The 15,340-nt window shown below is 68.6% G+C and carries 18 protein-coding genes and 1 pseudogene; 9 read left to right on the top strand and 10 right to left on the bottom strand.

Annotated features, from left to right (window positions below; translation table 11 throughout):
* Window positions 1–37 precede the first annotated feature (37 nt).
* A complete protein-coding gene (locus OG866_RS07135) occupies window positions 38–796 on the bottom strand; it encodes a FadR/GntR family transcriptional regulator (RefSeq protein ID WP_443063501.1) in 759 nt (252 codons plus the stop codon).
* 103 nt (window positions 797–899) lie between these two features.
* Between OG866_RS07135 and OG866_RS07130 the strand changes: the two genes are divergently transcribed.
* From OG866_RS07130 to OG866_RS07115, 4 genes are read left to right on the top strand one after another with little or no spacing between them, the layout of a single operon-like run.
* Window positions 900–1,937 (top strand): ABC transporter ATP-binding protein, encoded by a 1,038-nt coding sequence (locus tag OG866_RS07130; RefSeq protein WP_329332585.1) that lies wholly within the window; start codon window positions 900–902, stop codon window positions 1,935–1,937.
* Window positions 1,938–1,961: 24 nt separating this feature from the next.
* Window positions 1,962–3,170, top strand: a complete 1,209-nt coding sequence (locus tag OG866_RS07125; RefSeq protein ID WP_329332584.1) for an ABC transporter substrate-binding protein — start codon at window positions 1,962–1,964, stop codon at window positions 3,168–3,170.
* A gap of 3 nt (window positions 3,171–3,173) precedes the next feature.
* On the top strand, window positions 3,174–4,037 hold the full coding sequence (locus OG866_RS07120) for an ABC transporter permease (protein ID WP_329332583.1): 864 nt from the start codon (window positions 3,174–3,176) through the stop codon (window positions 4,035–4,037).
* Between the two features lie 10 nt (window positions 4,038–4,047).
* On the top strand, window positions 4,048–4,863 hold the full coding sequence (locus OG866_RS07115; RefSeq protein WP_329332582.1) for an ABC transporter permease: 816 nt from the start codon (window positions 4,048–4,050) through the stop codon (window positions 4,861–4,863).
* A 3-nt stretch (window positions 4,864–4,866) separates the two neighbouring features.
* Here OG866_RS07115 and OG866_RS07110 read toward each other — a convergent pair whose 3' ends face one another.
* The 4 genes from OG866_RS07110 to OG866_RS07095 are packed head-to-tail and all read right to left on the bottom strand — an operon-like array spanning window position 4,867 to window position 8,205.
* Complete coding sequence (locus OG866_RS07110) at window positions 4,867–5,670, bottom strand: ABC transporter ATP-binding protein (protein WP_329332581.1); 804 nt, start codon at window positions 5,668–5,670, stop codon at window positions 4,867–4,869.
* Between the two features lie 20 nt (window positions 5,671–5,690).
* Window positions 5,691–6,470: an ABC transporter permease gene (locus OG866_RS07105; protein ID WP_329332580.1), complete on the bottom strand. Its 780-nt coding sequence runs from the start codon at window positions 6,468–6,470 to the stop codon at window positions 5,691–5,693.
* Entirely contained in the window at window positions 6,467–7,240 is a 774-nt protein-coding gene (locus OG866_RS07100; RefSeq protein ID WP_329332579.1) for an ABC transporter permease, read from the bottom strand. Before OG866_RS07100 ends, OG866_RS07105 begins: the two co-directional genes overlap by 4 nt.
* Complete coding sequence (locus OG866_RS07095) at window positions 7,237–8,205, bottom strand: ABC transporter substrate-binding protein (protein WP_329332578.1); 969 nt, start codon at window positions 8,203–8,205, stop codon at window positions 7,237–7,239. Before OG866_RS07095 ends, OG866_RS07100 begins: the two co-directional genes overlap by 4 nt.
* Window positions 8,206–8,392: 187 nt before the next feature.
* Between OG866_RS07095 and OG866_RS07090 the strand changes: the two genes are divergently transcribed.
* On the top strand, window positions 8,393–9,259 hold the full coding sequence (locus tag OG866_RS07090; RefSeq protein WP_329332577.1) for an IclR family transcriptional regulator domain-containing protein: 867 nt from the start codon (window positions 8,393–8,395) through the stop codon (window positions 9,257–9,259).
* On the opposite strand, the gene OG866_RS07085 is transcribed toward OG866_RS07090, so the two are convergent.
* The 4 genes from OG866_RS07085 to OG866_RS07070 form a co-directional block, all read right to left on the bottom strand.
* Window positions 9,174–10,112: a PDR/VanB family oxidoreductase gene (locus OG866_RS07085; protein ID WP_329332576.1), complete on the bottom strand. Its 939-nt coding sequence runs from the start codon at window positions 10,110–10,112 to the stop codon at window positions 9,174–9,176. The genes OG866_RS07090 and OG866_RS07085 overlap by 86 nt on opposite strands.
* Entirely contained in the window at window positions 10,109–10,282 is a 174-nt protein-coding gene (locus tag OG866_RS07080; protein ID WP_329332575.1) for a hypothetical protein, read from the bottom strand. The genes OG866_RS07085 and OG866_RS07080 overlap by 4 nt, the downstream gene beginning before the upstream one ends.
* Complete coding sequence (locus tag OG866_RS07075) at window positions 10,279–11,352, bottom strand: aromatic ring-hydroxylating dioxygenase subunit alpha (RefSeq protein WP_329332574.1); 1,074 nt, start codon at window positions 11,350–11,352, stop codon at window positions 10,279–10,281. The genes OG866_RS07080 and OG866_RS07075 overlap by 4 nt, the downstream gene beginning before the upstream one ends.
* A 185-nt stretch (window positions 11,353–11,537) precedes the next feature.
* A complete protein-coding gene (locus tag OG866_RS07070; RefSeq protein ID WP_329332573.1) occupies window positions 11,538–11,681 on the bottom strand; it encodes a hypothetical protein in 144 nt (47 codons plus the stop codon).
* Window positions 11,682–11,855: 174 nt separating this feature from the next.
* Between OG866_RS07070 and OG866_RS07065 the strand changes: the two are divergent.
* Window positions 11,856–12,905: pseudogene (locus tag OG866_RS07065) on the top strand (alkaline phosphatase family protein); the annotation flags it as partial.
* A 95-nt stretch (window positions 12,906–13,000) separates the two neighbouring features.
* On the opposite strand, the gene OG866_RS07060 reads toward OG866_RS07065, so the two are convergent.
* Window positions 13,001–13,249 carry a GntR family transcriptional regulator gene (locus OG866_RS07060; protein ID WP_329332572.1) on the bottom strand — a complete coding sequence of 83 codons (249 nt, stop codon included), beginning with the start codon at window positions 13,247–13,249 and terminating at the stop codon, window positions 13,001–13,003.
* 81 nt (window positions 13,250–13,330) lie between these two features.
* On the opposite strand from OG866_RS07060, the gene OG866_RS07055 reads away from it, so the two are divergent.
* The 3 genes from OG866_RS07055 (at window position 13,331) to OG866_RS07045 (ending at window position 15,324) form a co-directional block, all read left to right on the top strand.
* Entirely contained in the window at window positions 13,331–13,630 is a 300-nt protein-coding gene (locus OG866_RS07055; protein ID WP_329332571.1) for a hypothetical protein, read from the top strand.
* A 174-nt stretch (window positions 13,631–13,804) separates the two neighbouring features.
* Window positions 13,805–14,551 (top strand): sigma-70 region 4 domain-containing protein, encoded by a 747-nt coding sequence (locus tag OG866_RS07050; protein WP_329332570.1) that lies wholly within the window; start codon window positions 13,805–13,807, stop codon window positions 14,549–14,551.
* Between the two features lie 344 nt (window positions 14,552–14,895).
* Window positions 14,896–15,324: a hypothetical protein gene (locus tag OG866_RS07045; RefSeq protein WP_329332569.1), complete on the top strand. Its 429-nt coding sequence runs from the start codon at window positions 14,896–14,898 to the stop codon at window positions 15,322–15,324.
* Window positions 15,325–15,340 lie beyond the last annotated feature (16 nt).

Below are 15,340 nucleotides of genomic sequence, written 5' to 3'. Positions count from 1 at the left end.
TGCCCTCCAGCGGACGGGGACCTCGCGAGCGGTGCGGCTACAGCGTCAGACGCAGGGCGATCAGCCGCGACGTCGACTCCCGGACGCACCGCTCGGCCTGTTCCCTGGCCAATTCGTGGGCCCCATCCTGCACGGCCGAGATGACGAATCGGAGTCGATCGGAGACCTCTTCACGATATTCGTCGTCGCCGAGCACAAGGCAGAGCAGCGCCCCCACTTCGGTCTGGAGCGCCACCTGTTCCCGGGTGAGGCGGGCCGACTGCGACGCCGCCGCGAGTTCGACGTGGAAGCGGCCGTACATCCGGCTGCGTGCCGCCGCGTCGGCTGCCCGCGTCAACTCCTCGGCCGTACGGCGGAGTTGGATCAGGTCCTCGGGTTCCGTGCGGTCGGCGGCGAGGCGGGCCGCCGTGCCCGACAGGGCCGCCCAGTGGTCGCCGAGGTCGCGGAGTTCCTCGGTGCTCCAGCCGCGCAGCCGGACTCTGAGGCGCTCCTCGCCGGGGGCTTCGGGGAGGGCGACGAAGGAGCCGCCGCCGCGGCCCCGGCGGGTGGTGACCAGACCCTGCTGGCGCAGGGCCATGAGGGCCTCCCGCAGGGTCACCGTGGAGACACCGAGCTGGCCTGCCAGTTCGGTCTCACCAGGGAGTTGCTCGCCGTCGGCGAGCAGGCCGAGCTCGATGGCGTCGCCGATCCGGCGCACCACGGCGTCGACCCGCGCCCGGCTGTCGACCGGGGCGAAGACGGCTTTCCGGGCGCCGCCGGTCATCTGCGTCTGCTTCACGGCCACCACCTTGCTCATTGACTCAAGCTTTACCCTAAGGGGGCCTTGAGCTTTGAACTATGACTTCATATGTTTCCGGTCAATAGGTCAACGCATGAGAGCACCAGGAAGGTTCCCGCCCATGGAGGGAATGGCGATCCGGCTACAGGGCCTGCGGAAGTCGTTCGGGGAGACGACCGCCGTGGCCGGGGTCGATCTGGAGATCCGGGACGGCGAGTTCTTCTCGATGCTCGGCCCCTCCGGCTCCGGCAAGACCACCGTCCTGCGCATGATCGCCGGGTTCGAGGCCCCGAGCGGCGGCCGGATCGAGCTGGCCGGACAGGAGGTCACCGGGCTCGCCCCCTTCGAGCGGGACGTGCACACCGTCTTCCAGGACTACGCCCTGTTCCCGCACATGACCGTCGAGCAGAACGTCGCCTACGCGCTCAAGGTCCGCAAGGTGCCCAAGCCGGAGCGGCTGGTGCGAGCCCGCAAGGCGCTGACGGAGGTACGCCTGGAGGGGTTCGGCAAGCGGCGCCCCTCCCAGCTCTCCGGCGGCCAGCGACAGCGCGTCGCCCTCGCCCGCGCCCTCGTCGGCCGCCCCCGCGTCCTGCTGCTCGACGAACCCCTCGGCGCCCTCGACCTCAAGCTGCGCGAGCAGATGCAGGTCGAGCTCAAGGCGCTCCAGCGCGAGGTCGGCATCACCTTCGTCTTCGTCACCCACGACCAGGAGGAGGCCCTGACGATGAGCGACCGCATCGCCGTCTTCCACCAGGGCCGCATCGAACAGGTCGGCACCCCCGCCGAGGTCTACGAACGCCCAGCGACCCCGTTCGTGGCGTCCTTCGTCGGCACCTCCAACCTCCTTCAGGGCGAGTCCGCCCACCGCATCGTCGGCGCCCCCGGCACCTACAGCATCCGCCCGGAGAAGATCCGCGTCCTCAAGGAGTCCGCCGAGGCCGACCGGCCCGAGCACTCCACCGCCGTCGGTACCGTCGCCGAGGTCGTCTACCTCGGGGACGCGACCCGTTTCCTCGTCGACCTCGACGCCGGCGGCCGGCTCACCGCCCTCCAGCAGAACCTGGAGACCTCCTCCGAGGACGTCGCCGCCTACCGCGGCACCCGGGTCCGCCTGCGATGGCACCGACGGCACGCCGTGGCCGTGCCCGTCCCCGACTGACCGTCCCCGCTCGTCCCCTCACCTATGGAGTACGTCGTGCGCTCTACCCTCAAGACGGCGGCAGCCGTCGCCGCACTGCTCCTCGCCGCCACCGCCTGCGGATCCTCCGACGACGGCACCGGCTCCTCGGCCACCGGCCTCAATCCCCCTGACCTGAAGGCCCCTTCGAAACTCGGCAAGACCGAGGGCCAGGTCAACCTCATCGCCTGGGCGGGCTATGTCGAGGACGGCTCCAACGACCCCAAGGTCGATTGGGTCAGCGACTTCGAGAAGCAGACCGGCTGCCAGGTCAACTCCAAGACCGCCGCCAGCTCCGACGAGATGGTCAAACTGATGAAGACGGGGGAGTACGACGCCGTCTCCGCCTCGGGCGACGCCTCCCTGCGCCTCATCGCCTCCGGCGACGCGGCCCCCGTCAACACCGCCCTCGTCCCCAACTACCAGGACATCTACAGCGGGTTGAAGGACGGCAACTGGAACTCCGTCGACGGGCAGATGTACGGCATCCCGCACGGCCGCGGCGCCAACCTGCTGATGTACAACACCGAGAAGGTCACGCCCGCACCCACCTCCTGGTCCGCCGTCTTCGACGACGCCGCCCAGTACAAGGGCCACGTCACGGCGTACGACTCGCCCATCTACATCGCCGACGCCGCCCTGTATCTGAAGGCGACCAAGCCCGACCTCGGCATCAAGGACCCGTACGCCCTGGACCAGAAGCAGTTCGACGCCGCCGTGGACCTGCTCAAGCAGCAGAACGCCGACATCGGCGAGTACTGGAGCGACTACCTCAAGGAGATCTCCGCCTTCAAGAGCGGTGACTCCGTCGTCGGCACCACCTGGCAGGTCATCGCCAACCTCACCACCGACGAGGGCGCCAAGGTCAAGGCCTTCGTGCCCAAGGAGGGTTCCACCGGCTGGTCCGACACCTGGATGGTGTCCGCCAAGGCCAAGCACCCCAACTGCGCCTACAAATGGCTGGACTGGATCGTCTCCCCGAAGGTCAACGCCCAGGTCGCCGAGTACTTCGGCGAGGCACCGGCCAACTCCAAGGCCTGCGCCCTGACCAGCGACAAGAACTTCTGCACGACCTACCACGCGGCCGACGAGAGCTACTGGAAGAACATCGCCTTCTGGAACACGCCCATCGAGCAGTGCCTCGACGGCCGCACCGACGTCACGTGCGTGCCGTACGCGAAGTGGGTCCAGGCCTGGACCGAGATCAAGGGCTGACGCATGGCCCTGATCACACGGACCGCGGGGGCGCTGCACCGGCGCCCCCGCCTCCGGCTGACACTCCTGCTGACCGCCCCGCTGCTGTGGCTGGCGGTGCTCTATCTCGGCTCGCTGAGCGTGCTGTTCGTCTCCGCGTTCTGGACGACGAACTCCTTCACCTCGGAGGTCGTGAAGGTCTGGTCGACCGACAACTTCCATGAGCTGTTCACCGTCCCGGTGTTCCGGCAGGTGATCCTGCGGAGCATCGGTGTCGCCCTGGCCGTCACCGTCCTGTGCGCGGTGATCGCCTTCCCGCTCGCCTTCTACACCGCCCGGGTCGCCAAGCCCCGGTGGCGGCCCTTGCTCGTCGTCGCCATCCTCACCCCGCTGTGGGCGAGTTACCTGGTCAAGGTGTACGCCTGGCGGCTCATCCTCTCCGAGGGCGGGCTCGCCGACTGGATGCTGAAGCCGTTCGGGCTGAGCGGACCGGGGTACGGACTGCCCGCCACGGTGCTCACCCTGACGTACCTCTGGCTGCCGTACATGATCCTGCCGATCCACACCGCGCTGGAGCAGCTGCCCGCCAACCTCCTCGACGCCTCAGCCGACTTGGGAGCGCGGGGCTGGCGGACCTTCCGGTCGGTCGTGCTGCCGATGGTACTGCCGTCGGTGGCGGCGGGATCGGTCTTCACGTTCTCCCTCAGCCTCGGTGACTACATCACCGTGCAGATCGTCGGCGGCAAGACCCAGCTCATCGGCAACCTCGTCTACTCCAACATCGAACTCAACCTGCCCATGGCCGCCGCCCTCGGCACGGTCCCCGTCGTCGTCATCGTGCTGTACCTGCTGGCGATGCGGCGCACGGGCGCCCTGAGCAGTCTGTAGAGGAGCCCCCGTGCAACTGTCCCGCTCCGCGCGGATCGCCCTGCGTGTCGCCGCCGGGTTCGGCTTCGTGGTGATCTACGTGCCGCTGCTGCTCGTCCTCGTCAACTCCCTGAACCCCGACCGGAGCGCGAGCTGGCCGCCGTCCGGACTCACCGTGCACTGGTGGTCGGTGGCCTGGGACAACTCCGGTGCCCGAGAAGCTCTTTGGACGTCCGTGAAGGCGGGGCTCGGCGCCAACCCCGTCGCCCTGGCGCTGGGCACGCTGATCGCCTTCGCTGTCGCCCGGCACCGGTTCTTCGGCCGGAACGCGATCTCGTTCGTGGTCGTCCTGCCGATCGCCCTGCCCGGCATCGTCACCGGCATCGCGCTCAACTCGGCCTTCAGCACGGTACTTGAGCCGCTGGGGGTCGGGCTCGGACTGTTCACCGTGGTCGTCGGGCACGCCACCTTCTGCATCGTCGTCGTCTTCAACAACGTCGTCGCCCGGTTGCGCCGCACCTCCGGCTCGTTCGAGGAGGCGGCGATGGACCTCGGCGCGAACACCTTCCGCGCCTTCGCCGACGTCACCTTCCCGCTGGTGCGCTCGGCACTGTTCGCCGGCGGACTGCTCGCCTTCGCGCTCTCCTTCGACGAGATCGTGGTGACCACGTTCACCGCGGGACCGGGCGTCGAGACCCTGCCGATCTGGATCTTCAACAACATGACCCGGCCGCAACAGGCGCCGGTGGTCAACGTGGTGGCGGCGGTGCTGGTGCTGCTGTCGGTGATCCCGATCTACGTGGCGCAGCGGCTGTCGGCGGACACGGCGACGGGCAGCCGGGTCTGAGGGTCAAGTGAGCGACTTCCCAGGGGGAGCGGCATCGGTCCTTCCGCGCTTCGCCGACTGGATCTGCTCGTACACATGGGTCCGCAGCTCGGCGAAGCGCGGGGCCACCCGGGTGTGCAACTGGTCGCGCTCGTCCGGCAGATCGACCTTGAGCTGCTCCCGCACGACGGTGGGGGAGGCGGACAGCACGATCACCCGCTGGCCCAGGTACACGGCCTCGTCGATGTCATGAGTGACGAAGAGAATCGTGATTCCGCGCTCCCGCCACAGTCCCCGGACGAGATCCTCCAGATCGGCCCGGGTCTGGGCGTCCACGGCCGCGAACGGCTCGTCCATCAGCAGGACCTGGGGTTCGTACGCGAGCGCGCGGGCGATCGCGACCCGCTGCTGCATGCCGCCCGAGAGCTGCCAGGGGTACGCCCCGGCGGCGTCCGCGAGACCGACCGACTCCAGCGCGTCGGAGACCAGCTCCCGGCGTCGCGCCTTGCTCAAGCCCTTCTGTTTCAGCGGGAGTTCGACGTTGTCGCCGACCCGCATCCAGGGGAACAGGCTGCGTCCGTACTCCTGGAAGACGAACGCCATCCCGGGCGGCGGCCCGCTCACCTTCTCCCCGGCCAGCCGCACCTCGCCCGCCGTCGGGGCGAGAAGGCCGCCCATGCACTTCAGCAGGGTCGTCTTGCCGCAGCCCGACGGGCCGACGAGACAGACGAGTTCGCCCGCCTCGACGGTGAAGGTGAGGTCGCGGACCGCCTCCACCCGGCGCCCTGACCCCTCGTAGACCTTCTTCAGGCCGCGTACGTCAAGCATGGACCGCCCTTTCGTGAAGGTCACGGGGACCGCCGGGTCGAGGCCCGCAGTCCGTGGTACCAGCCGAGCACCCGTCGCTCGACCACCTGGAAGACGACGGAGAGAAGGAAGCCGAGCAGACCGAGGACGAGGATGCCGGTCCACATGTCGGGGATCGCGAAACTCCGCTGGAACTGCACCACCGTGAAGCCGATGCCGTTGCTGGCGGCGAACATCTCGCTGATGACCATCAGGATGATGCCGATCGACAGGGCCTGCCGGAGCCCCGCGAAGATCTGCGGGCTCGCCGAGCGCAGCACCACGTCCTTGAGGCGGGCGACGCCGGAGATGCCGTACGACTTCGCCGTCTCCGCCATCACCGGGTCCACCGCGCGCACGCCCTCCACGGTGTTGAGGAGGATCGGCCAGACGCAGCCGCTCGCGATCACGGCGATCTTCATGGTGTCGCCGATGCCGGCGAACAGCATGATGACCGGGACCAGTACGGGTGGCGGTACCGCGCGCAGGAACTCCAGGACCGGTTCGCAGAACGCGCGCACGCGCCGGTACGAGCCGATGACCGTGCCGAGCGCGATGCCGACGACGGCGGCGGACGCGTAACCGGCCGTCAGACGCAGCAGGCTGGGCAGGACGTCGTCCTTGAGGCGGTCGGCCGTCCAGACGTCCGGGAAGGTCCGCACGATGGTGCGCAGGGGCGGCCAGAACACGTCCGTGCTGCCGTCCGACGCCAACCACCAGACGGCGACGAGGAGTACGGGCAGCGCGAGGACGAAGACGACTCTCAGCAGGACGCGCCTCACACCGCCACCTCCCCGCGCACCGACTGGTGCCAGGCCAGCGCCCGCCGCTCAACCGCGCGGGCACCCACGTTGATGAGCAGGCCCAGCAGGCCGGTGACCACGACGAGAGCGTACATCTCCGGTACCGCCTGGGAGTTCTGCGCGACCGCGATCCGCTGCCCCAACCCTGGTGCCCCGATGACGAGTTCGGCGGTCACGGCGAGGATCAGGGCCACCGCCGCCGCGAGCCGCACGCCGGTCATGATGTACGGCAGCGCGGTCGGCCACAGCACATGGCGGACCCGGGCCCAGGTGCCGAGACCGTACGACCGCGCCGTCTCCTCGGCGACCGGGTCGACGTCCTGGACGCCGTACAGGACCTGGACCAGCACCTGCCAGAACGAGGCGTACACGACGAGGATGAGCACCGAGGTGAGTTCGGTGCCGTACAGCAGCACGGCGAGCGGGATCAGCGCCACCGACGGGATCGGGCGCAGGAACTCGATCGTGGACGCCGTCGCCTCCCGCAGATACGGGACCACCGAGATGAGGATGCCCGCCACGATGCCGGCGCCGGAGGCGATCAGCAGACCGAGCGCCCAGCCGGTGAGGGTGTCGCCGAGCGCGGTCCAGAAGGCGTCGTCGGTGAACTCGTCGGCCAGGGCGTCGGCGATACGGCTGGCGGGCGGGAAGTAGGCCTCCTTGACGAGGCCGAGCCGCGGCACGACCTCGCCCAGGGCGAGGAAGACCGCGAGCCCGGCGGCGCCGAGTGCGAGGTTCAGTCCCTTCACGGCAGCAGCTTGTCCAGGTCGGGGGCGGTCTTGAAGAGGCCGTCCGCCTGGCCGAGCTTCGCCAGCGCGTCGAGCGAGGCACGGTCGGGGTCGGCGGGCCAGGCCGGCAGGGTCACCTTCGCCAGCACGGCCGCCGGGATCTTCGTGTACGTGGTGACGATCTCGCGGGCCTCGTCCGGGTGGGCGTCGGCATAGGCGAGCGACTCGGCCGCGGCGGCCCTGAACTTCTTGACCACGTCCGGGTGTTGGGTCTCGTACGACGTGGAGGTGAAGTACATCGCCACCGTCAGGTTCGGGGCGACGTCGACCAGCGGCGAAGCGATCTCCCGGCCGCCCTGGCTCTTCACCGTGGCCAGCGCAGGCTCCACCACCATCGCGGCGTCGATCTGCCCGCTGTCGAGGGCCGCCGGCATCTGGTCGAAGGCCAGCTCGACGAACTTGACCTTGTCCGGGTCACCGCCCGCCTTGCGCACCGACGCGCGCACCGCCGTCTCGTTGATGTTCTTCAGGGTGTTGATCGCGACCTTCTTGCCCTCCAGCTGGTCGGCCGTCTTCAGCGAGCTGTCGCCCTTGACGACCAGTGCACCGAAGTCCTTGCCCTGCACGCCCGTTGAGGCGATGCCGTTGGTGACGACCTTCACGGGCACGTTGTTGGACTGGGCGACCATCAGCGAGGTCGAGTTGGAGAAGCCGAACTGGTACTGACCGCTGGCGACGGCGGGCACGATGGCCGCGCCGCCCTGCGCGAGCGTCATCTCCAGTTCCAGGCCCTGCTTCTTGAAGAAGCCCTTCTTCTGGCCCAGATACAGCGGGGCGACATCGACGATCGGGATGACCCCGAGCTTGACCTTGGTGGTGCCGCCGGACGACGAACTGTCCGACGAATCCGAGCCATCGGACGAGCCACAGGCCGTCACGGTGACCAGGAATGCTCCGACCGCGACGGCGGCGAGCAGACGACGCATGGCTCCTCCTGTGCAGACTTCGTTGTTCCGACAGGTTGTGCGCATGGCGCACAGTGGTGCACTGCGCGAAAGTAGAGTCTTTGGCCGCCGGGGTCAATCCCCTTGGCTGACAATATTGTTGACACTTGGTGACGAGTGTGTCCGGCCCGCGCGGCCCGGCGCTCTCGCGCGTCCTCTGGAGGCGACGATGCCTGCCGCCCGAGCACCTCATTTCGTCCGCTCCCTCGAACGCGGCCTCGCCGTCATCCGCGCGTTCGACGCCGACCACCCGGAACTGACGCTCAGCGAGGTCGCCCGGGCCTGCGCACTGACCCGCGCGGCGGCCCGCCGCTTCCTGCTCACCCTGGCCGACCTCGGATACGTCCACGCCGACGGCCGCACCTTCCGGCTCACCCCGCGCGTCCTGGAACTCGGCTACTCCTATCTCGCCGGCTTCTCCCTGGCGCAGATCGCCGAACCGCACTTGGAGCGACTGGTCGAGCGCACCCGGGAGTCGTCGTCCCTGTGCGTCCTCGACGGCGACGAGATCGTGTACGTCGCCAGGGTGCCCGCCCGCCGCATCATGACGGCGGCGATCACGGTCGGCACCCGCTTCCCCGCCCACGTGACATCGGTGGGCCGGGTGATTCTCGCCCATCTCGCGGAGGAGCAACGTGAGTTGGCGCTCTCCCGTGCCGACCTGCGCGCGCTGACCCCGCGCACGATCGTCTCCGCCGAACTGCTGCGCGCCGAACTCGACCGGGTGCGGGGCCAGGGATACGCCGTCGTCGACCAGGAGCTGGAGGAGGGGCTGCGTTCGGTCGCCGCCCCGGTGCGCGACCGGGACGGCGAGGTGGTGGCGGCCGTGAACATCCCGGTGCACGCCAGCCGCAACACCGTGGCCTCCGTCCGCCGCGACCTGCTGCCGCATCTCCTGGACACGGTCGCCGGGATCGAGGCGGACCTGCGGATGGCCACGGGGGCCGCGGCTACAGGTCGAGGACCAGCCGGCGCCCCCGGCACCGGGACACACAGATCATCATCGTCTCCCCGGCCTCCTGCTCCTCGTCGGTGAGCACCGAGTCCCGGTGGTCCGGGGTGCCGTCCAGGACGTCGGTCTCACAGGTTCCGCAGGTGCCCTCGGTGCAGGAGAACAGCACCTCCACACCGGCGGCGCGCACGGCGTCGAGCACCGAGACATCGGCCGGCACGGTCACGGTCGCACCGCTCCGCGCCAGCTCCACCTCGAACTCCGTGTTCTTGCCGCCCTGTTGCTCCTTGGGCGTGAACCGCTCCATGTGCAGGCAGCCGGCCGGGCAGCGGGCCTCCACCGCGTCGAGCAGCGGCCCGGGACCGCAGCAGTAGACCAACGTGCCCTCGGGAACGGCGTCGAGCACCGAGGGCAGGTCCAGCAGACCGGTCTCGTCCTGCGGAGCGACGGTGACGCGATCGCCGTAACGGCTCAACTCCTCCGTGAACGCCATGGATCGCCGCGTCCGGCCGCCGTAGAGCAGGGTCCACTCCGCACCCGCCGCCTCCGCCGCCGCCAGCATCGGCAGGATCGGCGTGATGCCGATGCCGCCCGCGATGAAGCGATAGCGGGCGGCGGGCCTGAGGGCGAAATGGTTGCGGGGCCCGCGCACCCGCACCTTGTCGCCCTGCCCCAACTGCTCGTGCACCAGGGCCGATCCGCCGCGCCCGTCCGGCTCGCGCAGCACGGCTATCCGCCAGGCGGTGCGGTCGGAGGGGTCCCCGCACAGGGAGTACTGGCGCTCCAGGCCGGGACCGAGCACGACGTCGACATGGGCGCCGGGCTCCCAGACCGGGAGCGGCTCGCCGAGCGGGTGGGACAGGGTGAGGGCGATTACCCCGTCGGCGGCGAACGCCCGGTCGCTGACGACGAGTTCGGCCTCGTACACCTCGTTCATGAACGGTTCCCTCGTGGCTCGTGTCCCTGCGGGTGGGCGAGCATCCACTCCCACATCTCGATCGGGTCCTGCGCGGTGTGCTCGCGGCCGCAGTGACAGGTGCCGTGCAGGACGTCGGTGCCCGGCAGCCAGTCGATGCGGTAGATCTCCCCGGTGGGTCCGCTGCTCACAGGGCCTTCTCCACCGGCTTGTCGCCCTCCTCGACCAGACGGGCGAGGATACGGCGGGCGGCGAGGCCGCCGGTGTCGATGTTGATGCTGAGTTCCTGGTACCCCGTCCGCTCCGAACCGAGCGTCCGCTGAAGCAGGTTGAGCGCGTCGACGTCCTGCATGACGACGGTGTGGTTGTTGCTCCGCAGGAACTCGGTGACCTCGGCGTCGTCCGTCGCCCAGTCCCGCGAGACGGCCCAGAAGTCGTACACCTTGCCGTCCTCGGACGGGGTGATGGCGTAGGTGACCTCGGTGTGGAAGCCGCCCGGGTCGCTGCCGTCCGCCTCGGGCACCACACCGACCGGCGCGACCCGGCTGTGCAGCAGATACAGACAGGGCGTGTGGTACTCGATGTCCTGCCAGCGCGTGATCCGCCCCGATATCCCGGTCGACCTGGCGTAGAACGGCGGGCACTCGGCGTCGTCCATGTGCCGGCTCACCCTGACGATCCCCGCACCCTCGTCCACCTCGGTCGTGATGGGCGTCTCGGCGACCTCGGGCGTCCCGATGTAACCGCCGTGCAGATACGTCTCGTGGGAGAGGTCGAGGAGGTTGTCGACGAGGAGGCCGTAGTCGGCGTCGATGGGCTCCATGCCGCGCACGGTGACCCAGCCGGGGGAGTCGAGGTGCCTGGCCCGCGGGATCGTGCCGGCGTCGGCGAGCGCCGGGTCGCCGATCCACACCCAGATCAGCGAGTCCTGCTCGACGATCGGGTAGGAGGCGACCCGCGCCGTACGGGGAACACGTTTCTGGCCCGGCACGTACACACAGGTGCCGCTCGTGTCGTACGTGAATCCGTGGTACCCGCACACGAGCCGGTCGCCGTCGAGCCGGCTGGGCTTCTCGTGCAGCGGGTACCGGCGGTGCACACACCGGTCGGCGAGCGCGACCGGCGTCCCGTCCTCCTCCGTCCGGTAGAAGACGAGCGGTTCACCGAGGATCGTGCGGCCCAGCAACTCCTCGCGCCCCACCTCATGGCTGTAGGCGGCGACGTACCACTGGTTCCGGGCGAAGGCGGTCGTGTGCGGCATCGTTGCGGCTCCCGTCTGTCTGCGTTGCCGACATCGTCGGGAAGGGCGTCACGGGGGCGCAATACGGCTTCCGCCTCACGGAAGGGGCCCTGTGAAGGGCCTGTTCAGAAGGGGGCCCCGATGTTCCGGCGAACCTCTGGTGACCTACGTGCGCGCGGGACGCGGGAGCACCGTCTTCGACTGGCTCACGGAAATCTTCGAGGAGCGCGCAACCCGGCCCGCGCGGGCGGCGCGAACTGACCGACCTCGGGCACCAGCACCGCGTCCGTCAGGGTCTCGGCCAGCCTCCGGCGCTGTTCCAGGGCCAGGCGACCCTGGGGGGCGTTCACGTTGTACGAGCCCGTACGGCTTCCGGACCGCCCCGAACACCTCGCGTACCGGCGACTTTCACATGAGCGTCACCAGACCCTTCCCTGACGTTTGGTGCTCTTGGAACACTCGCTGCGCGCACCTTCCGTCACGTTCCGGCCATCCGCACCCCTGGATGAGAGGCAGACTCACCCATGCCCGAAGTCAATCGGCGCAGATTCCTCCAAGTAGCGGGCGCCACCACGGCGTTCACCGCCCTGTCCAACAGCATCCAGCGCGCCGCGGCGCTCCCGGCGAACCACCGCACGGGATCGATCGAGGACGTCGAGCACATCGTCGTCCTGATGCAGGAGAACCGCTCCTTCGACCACTACTTCGGCACGCTGCGCGGTGTTCGCGGCTTCGGGGACCCGCGACCCGTCAAGCAGGCGAACGGCCGGTCGGTCTGGCACCAGAAGGACGGCGCCGGCAAGGAGATCCTGCCGTTCCACCCGGACCACGACGACCTGGGCATGGCGTTCGTCCAGGACCTCCCGCACGGCTGGAACGACGGCCACGCGGCCTTCGACAACGGCAAGTACGACAAGTGGGTGCCGTCCAAGGGCTCCACGACGATGGCCTACCTGACGCGTGAGGACATCCCGTTCCACTACGCGCTCGCCGACTCCTTCACCGTCTGCGACGCCTACCACTGCTCATTCATCGGCTCGACCGACCCCAACCGCTACTACATGTGGACGGGTTACACCGGCAACGACGGCAAGGGCGGCGGCCCCGTCCTCGGCAACGACGAGGTCGGCTACGGCTGGACGACGTACCCCGAGCGTCTGGAGCAGGCGGGCGTCTCCTGGAAGATCTACCAGGACATCGGCGACGGCCTCGACGCGGCCGGTTCGTGGGGCTGGATCAACGACGCCTACCGTGGCAACTACGGCGACAACTCACTGCTGTACTTCAACCAGTACCGGAACGCCCAGCCCGGCGACCCGCTGTACGACAAGGCTCGCACCGGCACCGACCACACCAAGGGCGAGGGCTACTTCGACCAGCTGCGGGCCGATGTCAAGGGCGGCAAGCTGCCCCAGATCTCCTGGGTCGTCGCCCCCGAGGCCTTCACCGAGCACCCCAACTGGCCCGCCAATTACGGCGCCTGGTACATCGCCCAGGTCCTCGACGCGCTCACCTCGGCGCCGGAGGTCTGGGCGAAGACGGCGCTGTTCATCACGTACGACGAGAACGCGGGTCAACGGGGCGTTTGCGCAGGTGAGAGGCTTGCGGGGGTCGGCCATCCCCTCGCGATGCCCCTTGACATGGCCCTGTCACGAGGTCCAGTCGGGGTCTAGAGAACGAATGTGCCCTTGCCCCGCACGGTCTGGACCAGGCCACGTTCCCGCAGCTCCCGCACAGCACGGGCCACGGTCATGCGCGCCACACCGTATGTGGCTGCCATCTCCAGCTCGCCAGGGATCCGGTCACCAGGGCGCAGCTCTCCCCGGGCGATCTGCCCGGCTACCGCGTCGGCCACGGCCGCGTAGACCAGCTCAGGCCCGCGCCTGTCGAGGTTCTGGATGTCTTCCGGCTCGCTCATGTCTGCACACTAGACAGCCCCTGACCTGCAAGGACACACGTAGGGTTCCGCAGTGCCCACCACATGTCTATAGTGCCCTACATGCACCCACGTCGCATGTGCCTGGACTGCCACACCCTCACCGAGACCCCCGTCCTGCTGTACGCCATCGAGCGCCAGTCCGGCCCCGCCTTCCCGGTCTACGCATGTCCAGACTGCGCACCAGCCCGTCTCACTCCAGACGCGGCCATGGCGCTCCTGTTCAACCACACCCAAGCCTGCGACGAGTGCACTCCGCTCGACTCCTGCGCACAGGGCTGGGCGCTCAGCCGCGTTGTCGGCCGCTCCCTCCGCCGCAGCCGCCCCGCCCCCGAGACCGACCCGGCAACCGATTCTCTCTGAGTTCTCCCGACACGCCGCCCTGTCTCCGGCCCCTCGGCCCAACGCCCCGAAAAGCTCTCGGCAGACGCCCACCGAGCGATTCACCTCCGCGTAAGCCGCTATTCCCCTTGAATCGGTCCTACACATTGAGCGACTCGCTTTCACCGTATCGTTTACGGGACGAAAGGAGGCGCAATGCCGAAGAGAAAGCCAGCAGCACATTTCGCAAAGCAGGCGCAGGAGGCGTACGAACTCAGCCTGTCTGGACTCAGCTACCGCCAGATTGCCGAGGAGATGGGCGTCTCGCTCGCCACGGTTCAGCGGCGGCTGGAGCTGTACATCAAGGAGCGCGTTCACCCCAAGGCGGACGAATATCGAGCTCGCCAGATCGACTCGCTCCACATGTACCTGCGTGCGCTGCGGAAGCCCATCGAGTCCGGCGACCCCAAGGCCATCGCGAATGCAGTCCGCATTCAGGAGCGCATTGCCAAGCTGCTCGGCCTGGACAGCGCCACGGCATTCAAGGTCGAGGTCGAGCCCTCCGACAAGTACACGGAACGTTCGACAGCGATGCGGCTGATCCAGGGGATCATCGAGCAGCGCGGCGGCGATGCCACCAAGCAGCGCGAGGAGATCGCCGCGATCGAGCAGGCACAGGCCGAGGGCACGCCGATGCCGCCCCGTTCTCGCCGCCCATTCTCGCCGGAGTTCCTGGAGAAGAGGGCCCAGGAAAAGGCGGCATGGAAGAGGATCCATGACGGGAGCAACGCCTCGCCCCTGTCCGACGAGTTCGCCACGGACAACACATTCGCACCCCACGAGGTCCAGCCCGAGGCAGTCCAAATCGCCGACGAATCCGAACTGGACGTGTCCAACTTCAAGGGCCGTCGCCGGACACCACAGAATCCGGCTTCTCGATTCCTCGTGGATTCGGACGACTGAGCGGCAGGGTAGGGTTATCCCGGATCTGCGCAGCAGCCAGCTCGCAGAACCGAGGATTCTGGCCGAATCCACTAGCTCCACAATTCACTCGCTGACTGGCGAGGACCGCGCAAGCGGAGCCCCATAGACAACACGGGTCAATGCCGAATGGCACCCTGGATAGTCTGGCAAAACAACTCCAGATACGTTGCCCAAGGCTGACTAGCCCGGCAAATGCACGAATCGAGTCGCACATATGCATCTGCTGGATGTATGTGCTAGAAGCCCCGTGTGGGGGACTGGATAACAACGAAGACCAGACACGCGCAATTGCGCACCCACACCCACACGGGAAGGCCACGACAATGGCTATTCGCAAGAACGACGTCAACAAGGCGATCTCCGCCCTCGTCAAGGCCGGGATGGACCAGGCCACCGCTCAGAGCGCGTGGCGTCTCCTGGACCTCTCGGAGCCGCTCGCCCCGCAGATCGCCGAACTCGCCGAGGAAGACCCCGAGCTGTTCGAGCCCGCCGAGGACGACAGCGACGAGGACGACACCCCCATGACGCCCCGAGAGGCGCAGCGAGCCCGCATGACCGGCGGCCACCGGACCGCCGCCACCAACGTCGTGCCGCGCAAGGAAGGCGAGCGCGCCGGTGACTACGTGGCCCGCGTTCTCGTGAGCACCAAGACGCCGGGCTCTCGCACCCCCAGCACCGCATCCGCCGCCGCGCACAAGACGGCCGCCAGCGTCAAGCGCTATCTCGGCAACGGCGCGGACCAGGACGCCTGACAACTCCTCATCCCTG

It is taken from the genome of Streptomyces sp. NBC_00663, from assembly GCF_036226885.1.
Taxonomy (GTDB): domain Bacteria; phylum Actinomycetota; class Actinomycetes; order Streptomycetales; family Streptomycetaceae; genus Streptomyces.
This window is presented reverse-complemented; position numbering and strand designations above follow the sequence as displayed.

Excerpts from the sequence above, each read along its gene's own strand:
- OG866_RS07045 (WP_329332569.1), top strand. The coding sequence starts at position 14,896 with ATGGCTATTCGCAAGAACGACGTCAACAAGGCGATCTCCGCCCTCGTC.
- OG866_RS07085 (WP_329332576.1), bottom strand. The coding sequence starts at position 10,112 with ATGAACGAGGTGTACGAGGCCGAACTCGTCGTCAGCGACCGGGCGTTC.
- OG866_RS07090 (WP_329332577.1), top strand. The coding sequence starts at position 8,393 with ATGCCTGCCGCCCGAGCACCTCATTTCGTCCGCTCCCTCGAACGCGGC.
- OG866_RS07110 (WP_329332581.1), bottom strand. The coding sequence starts at position 5,670 with ATGCTTGACGTACGCGGCCTGAAGAAGGTCTACGAGGGGTCAGGGCGC.
- OG866_RS07130 (WP_329332585.1), top strand. The coding sequence starts at position 900 with ATGGAGGGAATGGCGATCCGGCTACAGGGCCTGCGGAAGTCGTTCGGG.
- OG866_RS07055 (WP_329332571.1), top strand. The coding sequence starts at position 13,331 with ATGCACCCACGTCGCATGTGCCTGGACTGCCACACCCTCACCGAGACC.
- OG866_RS07120 (WP_329332583.1), top strand. The coding sequence starts at position 3,174 with ATGGCCCTGATCACACGGACCGCGGGGGCGCTGCACCGGCGCCCCCGC.
- OG866_RS07095 (WP_329332578.1), bottom strand. The coding sequence starts at position 8,205 with ATGCGTCGTCTGCTCGCCGCCGTCGCGGTCGGAGCATTCCTGGTCACC.
- OG866_RS07060 (WP_329332572.1), bottom strand. The coding sequence starts at position 13,249 with ATGAGCGAGCCGGAAGACATCCAGAACCTCGACAGGCGCGGGCCTGAG.
- OG866_RS07050 (WP_329332570.1), top strand. The coding sequence starts at position 13,805 with ATGCCGAAGAGAAAGCCAGCAGCACATTTCGCAAAGCAGGCGCAGGAG.
- OG866_RS07125 (WP_329332584.1), top strand. The coding sequence starts at position 1,962 with ATGGAGTACGTCGTGCGCTCTACCCTCAAGACGGCGGCAGCCGTCGCC.
- OG866_RS07075 (WP_329332574.1), bottom strand. The coding sequence starts at position 11,352 with ATGCCGCACACGACCGCCTTCGCCCGGAACCAGTGGTACGTCGCCGCC.
- OG866_RS07135 (WP_443063501.1), bottom strand. The coding sequence starts at position 796 with ATGAGCAAGGTGGTGGCCGTGAAGCAGACGCAGATGACCGGCGGCGCC.